This is a genomic window from Marinobacter alkalisoli (assembly GCF_045449855.1).
Taxonomy (GTDB): Bacteria; Pseudomonadota; Gammaproteobacteria; order Pseudomonadales; family Oleiphilaceae; genus Marinobacter.
Window position 1 is genome coordinate 35532 of the sequence record NZ_JBJJLC010000045.1, and the last position, 6497, is coordinate 42028.

The 6497-nt window shown below is 57.2% G+C and carries 6 protein-coding genes; 1 reads left to right on the plus strand and 5 read right to left on the minus strand.

The features are described from left to right. Window positions 1-96: 96 nt before the first annotated feature. Entirely contained in the window at window positions 97-645 is a 549-nt protein-coding gene (locus ACJO5Y_RS17000) for a zinc ribbon-containing protein (protein ID WP_406988888.1), read from the plus strand. Window positions 646-680: 35 nt separating this feature from the next. Here ACJO5Y_RS17000 and lnt read toward each other — a convergent pair whose 3' ends face one another. From lnt to miaB, 5 genes are all read right to left on the minus strand, one after another. Then, window positions 681-2228, minus strand: a complete 1548-nt coding sequence (gene lnt, locus ACJO5Y_RS17005; RefSeq protein ID WP_406988889.1) for an apolipoprotein N-acyltransferase — start codon at window positions 2226-2228, stop codon at window positions 681-683. After that, complete coding sequence (locus ACJO5Y_RS17010) at window positions 2218-3063, minus strand: CorC family transporter (protein WP_406988891.1); 846 nt, start codon at window positions 3061-3063, stop codon at window positions 2218-2220. Before ACJO5Y_RS17010 ends, lnt begins: the two co-directional genes overlap by 11 nt. Then, entirely contained in the window at window positions 3060-3533 is a 474-nt protein-coding gene (gene ybeY, locus ACJO5Y_RS17015; RefSeq protein ID WP_406988892.1) for an rRNA maturation RNase YbeY, read from the minus strand. The genes ACJO5Y_RS17010 and ybeY overlap by 4 nt, the downstream gene beginning before the upstream one ends. After that, the gene (locus tag ACJO5Y_RS17020) at window positions 3530-4513 is read right to left on the minus strand and encodes a PhoH family protein (RefSeq protein ID WP_406988893.1); all 984 of its coding nucleotides are present in this window, start codon (window positions 4511-4513) and stop codon (window positions 3530-3532) included. The genes ybeY and ACJO5Y_RS17020 overlap by 4 nt, the downstream gene beginning before the upstream one ends. 408 nt (window positions 4514-4921) lie before the next feature. Beyond that, complete coding sequence (miaB, locus tag ACJO5Y_RS17025; protein WP_406988894.1) at window positions 4922-6268, minus strand: tRNA (N6-isopentenyl adenosine(37)-C2)-methylthiotransferase MiaB; 1347 nt, start codon at window positions 6266-6268, stop codon at window positions 4922-4924. Window positions 6269-6497 lie beyond the last annotated feature (229 nt).

The following is a 6497-nucleotide window of genomic DNA, read 5'->3' on the forward strand; positions in this document are numbered from 1 at the left end:
GATACACCCCTGTACGCTTGACTGCAGCATCCATGCTGCAGACAGTCACGGAGAGGGAGTAACTGCCTGATCCCCGAACCATAGTGAGGATTATATATGGCCGAGTCAGAACGCAGTCACCTATCCGGAAAAGCTCTGGAAGTCTACGACCGGATGCTGGAGCGGGTGCAATCGCGCCTCAATCAGTTACAGGAAACGTCCTACCAGACCCTTGAAGAGGAAGTCCGCAAAGCCGTTGAGTTTGAATACGAACTGGAGGAAATGACTCGTGAGGAGGCGGATCTGCTGGGCGCCTATCTACAGCGGGATCTGGAGCACCTTATGCACTTCGTGGGGGAGACCGGCGAAGGGCTGACTGAGTGGTTACAGCTGGATATTGCGCTCCTTGAGCACCAGCTTGCGGATCGCCTGCTGTCCGTCGCGGACAAGACGCTGGTGGACACCCTGGAGCTGAGCCAGAAACTGGAGAACCAGGAGGCCGGCCATTACATTTCCGGCGAGGTAGCCACGGCCGGCATGTTCCAGTGCCTCAACTGCGGCCACATGCGCTGCCTGACCGCAACCAGTCACCTGGAGCCCTGCGAAGCCTGTGGTTCCCACTACTACGAACGGGTGACCAGCCGCTGGCCCCGTAGGTCGGATTAGGCGAAGCCGTAATCCGACACCAGAGCCAACAATGATTATGACTTGGGAATGATCCGTTCGCGCACGAAGACTATGAGGATAAGCGCCAAAGTCAGTGCCGGCCAGGAGCCGGTCTGCATATAGGGCGTGGTGCCGTTGGCGGCGAATACCTCACCGGTCAGGACCGCGCGTTCGAACTGGGGAATGGTTTCGGCCAGTTGCCCCTTGTGATCGATGATCGCAGTCACGCCGTTGTTGGTACCTCGAAGCATGTAACGGCCGGTTTCCAGTGCTCGCATGCGGGCGATCTGCAAATGTTGCAACGGGCCGATGGAGTCGCCAAACCAGCCATCGTTGCTGATGGTCAGCAACAGGTCGGTGTTCCGGGTATTGCGGGCAACAAAGTCCGGGTAGGCCACTTCGTAGCAGATGAACGGCATGATGCGCGTACCATTGGCGATCAGGGGTGACTGGTTCGCCGGCCCGCGGCTGAAGCTGGACATCGGCAGATCGAAGAAGCCGATCAGCCCACGCAGCCATTGCTGCAGGGGCACGTACTCCCCGAACGGCACCAGCTTCTGTTTGTGGTACATGCCTTCGCCATTGCCAATGGCCATGATGCTGTTGTGAAAGGTGAAATCCTCAATCCGATCACTGAACCCATACCAGGGAATGCCGGTAATCAGGGTGCTGTTGTCACCCAGCTCCCCGGCGATGTGATCAATGATCTTGCCAGCCTGATCCTGGGGGATGGGAATGGCGGTTTCCGGCCACAGGATAAGGTCAGTGTCCCACTGGTCCTCCGTGAGCCCCAGATACACCACGATCTGGTCCCGCAGAAAATCCGGATCCCACTTGATCTGCTGGGGGATGTTGCCCTGCATGGAGGCAAACGTGGTGGCTTCGTCGCTGACGTCGGTCCATTCAATTTTTGACAGGGCCGGGCCGGTTACCCAGGGCAGGAGGGTCAGCACAGCGACGATCCCGGCACTGGCGGCGCGCTTGTTGAGGGCCAGCCACCACACGCCGTAGATAGCGACACCGGTGACCGTGACCCAGAACGTGATGCCATGCACGCCAACCAGTGGCGCAAACCCGCCCAGTGGTCCGTCTACATGGGCATTGCCGAGGTACAGCCAGGGGAAGCCGGTCAGCAACCAGCCGCGCACCCAGTCGCCAAGAATCCAGATGGCGGGGAACAGCAATAGCCGACGCACCAGGCTCTCTTTCGCCAGTTTGCCCCAGCCCCAGAACGCGATGGCATGAAACAGCGCCAGGCCCGCGACAAACAGTGTCGTCAAAAGGATGGCGACGGGGATGGAGGTGTTGCCGTGTTCACTGATGCTGATGTAGACCCAGCTGGCGCCACTGCCAAACAGCCCCAGTCCGGCAAACCACCCGGCCCGGAAAAGCTTCCGGGGGGCGAGTGGAACGCTGACCAGCAGGATTAGAGCGATGGAAACGGGGCCCAGCCACCACCACTGAAAGGGTGACAGGGTCAGGGTTTGCAGCGCGCCGGCAATGACGAGGGTAATGGCCCCCAGCCAGTTATTGCCGGACAGACGCGTATCGGGAAGTCGGGAATCGGTGTCGTTATTGCTCACTACGGGTTACCTGCAGCAGACGGATGACTCGGTTATCAGCGTTCGCAATAGTAAATTGCAGCCCGCCAAATGCAACCGATTCGCCTCGCCTGGGCAGGTGACCGAATTCTTTGAGTACCACACCGCCAATGGTGTCGAACTCCTCTTCATCCAGTTCCGTCTCGAAAAACTCGTTAAAGTCATCCACCGGTGTGACCGCTTTTACCGCAAAGGTGCCGTCGCCCCGGGCTTTGATGTGGGTTTCCTCATCAAAGTCGTGTTCGTCCTCGATTTCACCCACGATCTGTTCCAACACGTCCTCAATGGTAATCAGCCCGGCGGTGCCGCCGTACTCATCCACCACGATGGCCATGTGGTTCCGGTTTTCCTTGAACTCTTTCAGCAACTGGTTCAGCCGTTTGCTTTCGGGCACGAAGGTTGGCGGGCGCAGTATTTCGCGAATGCGCGACCAGTTGACCTCATTGTTCAGGGCCAGTGGCAGCAGGTCCTTGGCAAGGAGTACGCCAATCACATCGTCCTGGCTGTCGCCAATAACGGGAAACCGGCTGTGGGCAGAGGAGATGATTTCGCCAAGAAACTCTTTTGGTTCCTGGGCTGCCTTGACGGTGACCATCTGGGAGCGGGGGATCATGATCTCATCCACCCGCATGTCGATCACCTGCATCGCGCCTTCGATGATGCTCATGGCATCGGCATCGATGATGTTCTCGGATTCCGCATCCCGCAGGATCTCCAGCACGTCCTCTACGGACTCAGGCCCGCTGGAAAAGGCCTGTGATATACGCTCCAGCCAGGACTTGCTGCCCTGACTGCGACTCGACTGATCGTCGCTCATGAGTCTTGTTCCGCTTCCTCTGATTCGTAAGGATTGCCATACCCAAGCTGCTTCAGCAGTTGGACTTCGAGGGCTTCCATGACCTCGGCATCGTTGTCTTCAATATGATCATAGCCCTGAAGATGCAGCATGCCATGCACCACCATGTGGGCCCAGTGGGCCTCAAGCTCTTTATGCTGGTCTTTGGCTTCTTTTTCAACAACCGGGGCACAAATGATGAGATCCCCGGCCAACGGAACTGTTATACCCGCTGGGGCCTCAAATGGGAAGGACAGCACATTGGTTGGCCCGTTTTTGCCCCGGTACTCGCCATTGAGTGCCGCGCTCTCGTCGGCATCGACAATGCGAATGGTCACTTCGGATGAATCTTCTCCGAGCCAGGCACGCTGGGCCCAGCGCCCGAACGCGTTATCGTCGGGAATACCCGGCGTCTCAAATACGCGTTGCAGATCTACTGTCAGCTCGCTCACTGGCCCGTTGCGCTCTCATCATCAAAGTGGTCATAGGCTTCAACGATACGCTGCACCAGCGGGTGGCGAACCACATCCCTGGCTTCGAAGCGGGTAAAGCCAATACCGGAAACCTTGCTCAGCACGCCAGCGGCATGAATCAGTCCGGAATTCTGTCCCCGGGGCAGGTCAACCTGGGTAGTATCGCCAGTGATTACCGCCGTGGAGCCAAAACCAATCCGGGTCAGGAACATTTTCATCTGCTCCCGGGTAGTGTTCTGGCTTTCATCCAGAATGATGAACGAGTTATTCAGCGTACGGCCACGCATGAAGGCCAGAGGCGCAATCTCGATCACACTCTTTTCAATCAGCCGGGTGACATGGTCAAAGCCCAGCATTTCATAAAGGGCGTCGTACAGTGGGCGAAGGTACGGGTCCACTTTCTGGGCCAGATCGCCAGGCAGGAAGCCCAGCTTCTCACCGGCTTCCACCGCCGGGCGAACCAGCAGGATACGTTTGACCTGTTCATCCTTCAGCGCTTCCACCGCACAGGCCACCGCCAGCCAGGTCTTGCCGGTACCGGCCGGACCAATACCGAAGTTAATATCATGGGTGCGGATGTTGTGCACATACTTCTGCTGGTTGGCCCCGCGAGGCTTGGCCTGGAGCTTGGGCGTCTTGATGACAGTCACCGCGCCATCGTAAGGCACGTCCTCGGGCAGCCGCTCGAAGCCGGTCTCACGGATGAACAGGTGAACGGTGTCCGGGGAAAGGTCGTCGGTGGCTTCGGTTTCCCGGTAAAGATGGCGGATCACCTCCACCGCTGCGGCGACATGCTCGGTTTCGCCTTCCACCCGGAAATGGTGATTGCGGCGGCCAATCCTGACCTGCATACGCCGCTCAATGTGCTTGAGATGCTCATCGAACTGGCCACAGAGGGTAGTCAGCCGATGCTGGTCGACCGGGTGCAGATCAAATTGTCTGGAATCGTTGGCTTTCAAAGGTGCTCCGTTTGTTTACTCCCCCGTTTTTGGTTGGGAGTATGTCTGTCTGATAATTGGAGTATGGCCGCTACGTGGTATTGCTTCTTCAGACTATGTGCAGGCCTGATGCTAAAAAACAAGTAGGTCGGATTAGACGAAGTCGTAATCCGACAAAGTTCGCGGTTGCATGTTTTTGTTGGATTACGACTTCGTCTAATCCAACCTACGATCAAATCCATCTAGCTAAACTCTGCTCCAAGCATGCACGCTTAAAGTCAGCGGAGAGTGGTGGGAAGCCCCTCCCAAAAATTTCGAAGGCCATGGATGGCCTGAGAGAAGCGCACATGGATGTGCTCGTAGCGGTTTTTGGGAGGGGCTTCCCACCACTCGACAACCTCCGAGCCACAGACCAATAGGAGCCGAACCCTAAAACAACTCCGAGTTAACAGGCACCCCACGCAAAGAATTGGGATAAGCCTCAACAATCTCGACGTCGATAAAGTGCCCCACAACCTCCGGATTTTCATGCCGGAAATTCACAATCCGGTTGTTCTCGGTACGACCGGCATACTCGCCAGGATCCTTCTTGGACAGGCCAGTCACCAGAATACGCTGAGTCGAGCCCACCATCTTGCGACTGATGTCCATGACGTTCTGATTCAGCCGGTCCTGCAGAATGCTCAGGCGCTGCTTCTTCACCTCCATGGGCGTGTCATCCGGCAAATCCGATGCCGGAGTGCCCGGCCGGGCGCTGTAAACAAAACTGAAGGACATGTCGAATCCAATGTCGTTGATCAGCTTCATGGTGTCTTCGAAGTCCTTCTCGGTTTCACCCGGGAACCCGATAATGAAATCCGACGAGAAACTGATGTCCGGACGAATCTTGCGCAGGCGGCGAAGCTTGGATTTGTACTCCAGCGCCGTGTGGCCGCGCTTCATGGCAGCCAGGATACGATCCGAACCGCTTTGAACCGGCAAATGCAGGTGGCTGACCAGCTCCGGCACCTGCTCGTAGACATCAATCATGGCATCGGTGAACTCCACCGGGTGCGACGTGGTGTAACGGATGCGGTCGATGCCGTCGATGGCGGCCACCAGAGTGATCAGTTCCGCCAGATCCATAGTGTCGCCGTCGTAGGTCTCGCCACGGTAGGCGTTCACGTTCTGGCCCAGCAGATTCACTTCCCGAACGCCCTGGCGCGCCAGGTGCGCCACTTCGGCAATCACATCATCCGCCGGTCGGCTGACTTCCTCGCCACGGGTATAGGGCACCACGCAGAAAGTACAGTACTTGCTACAGCCTTCCATGATGGACACAAACGCAGAGGGACCATCAGCGCCAGGCTCCGGCAGGTTGTCGAACTTCTCGATTTCCGGGAAGCTGACATCCACCACGCCAACGCCGTTACCCTTGGCGCGCACTTCGGTGATCATGTCTGGCAGACGGTGAAGGGTTTGCGGGCCGAACACCATGTCTACATACGGGGCGCGGTCGAGGATGGCCTGACCTTCCTGACTGGCCACGCAGCCGCCAACGCCGATGATCAGGTCTGGTTTTTTGCTCTTCAGACCTTTCCAGCGACCAAGTTGGTGAAACACCTTCTCCTGCGCTTTTTCACGAATGGAGCAGGTGTTCAGCAGCAGAATGTCGGCGTCATCGGGTGTGTCCGTCATTTCGACGGTTTCACCGGTCTTGAGCAGGTCTGCCATGCGGGCAGAGTCGTACTCGTTCATCTGACAGCCGTGGGTCTTGATGTACAGCTTCTTGGCCATGATTCTCACGTAATCTGGTGGATGTTGCGCCGGGCTTGCGTTGGTTTTCAGAGGCGCTAGCAAAAAAGGAACTGCGTATTATAACGGGGTGATCAATCCGCAACCACCATTGTCTCGGCTTGTTGCTAGTTCCGTTGTGGTATTATTTTGTCCTGGTTTGCTGCTTATGGTGCATGAAGCCGCTGGCAGAGCTCTTCCCAAAACACGCTACGAGCACATCCATGTGCGC

Excerpts from the sequence above, each read along its gene's own strand:
- ACJO5Y_RS17000 (WP_406988888.1), top strand. The coding sequence starts at position 97 with ATGGCCGAGTCAGAACGCAGTCACCTATCCGGAAAAGCTCTGGAAGTC.
- ACJO5Y_RS17010 (WP_406988891.1), bottom strand. The coding sequence starts at position 3,063 with ATGAGCGACGATCAGTCGAGTCGCAGTCAGGGCAGCAAGTCCTGGCTG.
- miaB (WP_406988894.1), bottom strand. The coding sequence starts at position 6,268 with ATGGCCAAGAAGCTGTACATCAAGACCCACGGCTGTCAGATGAACGAG.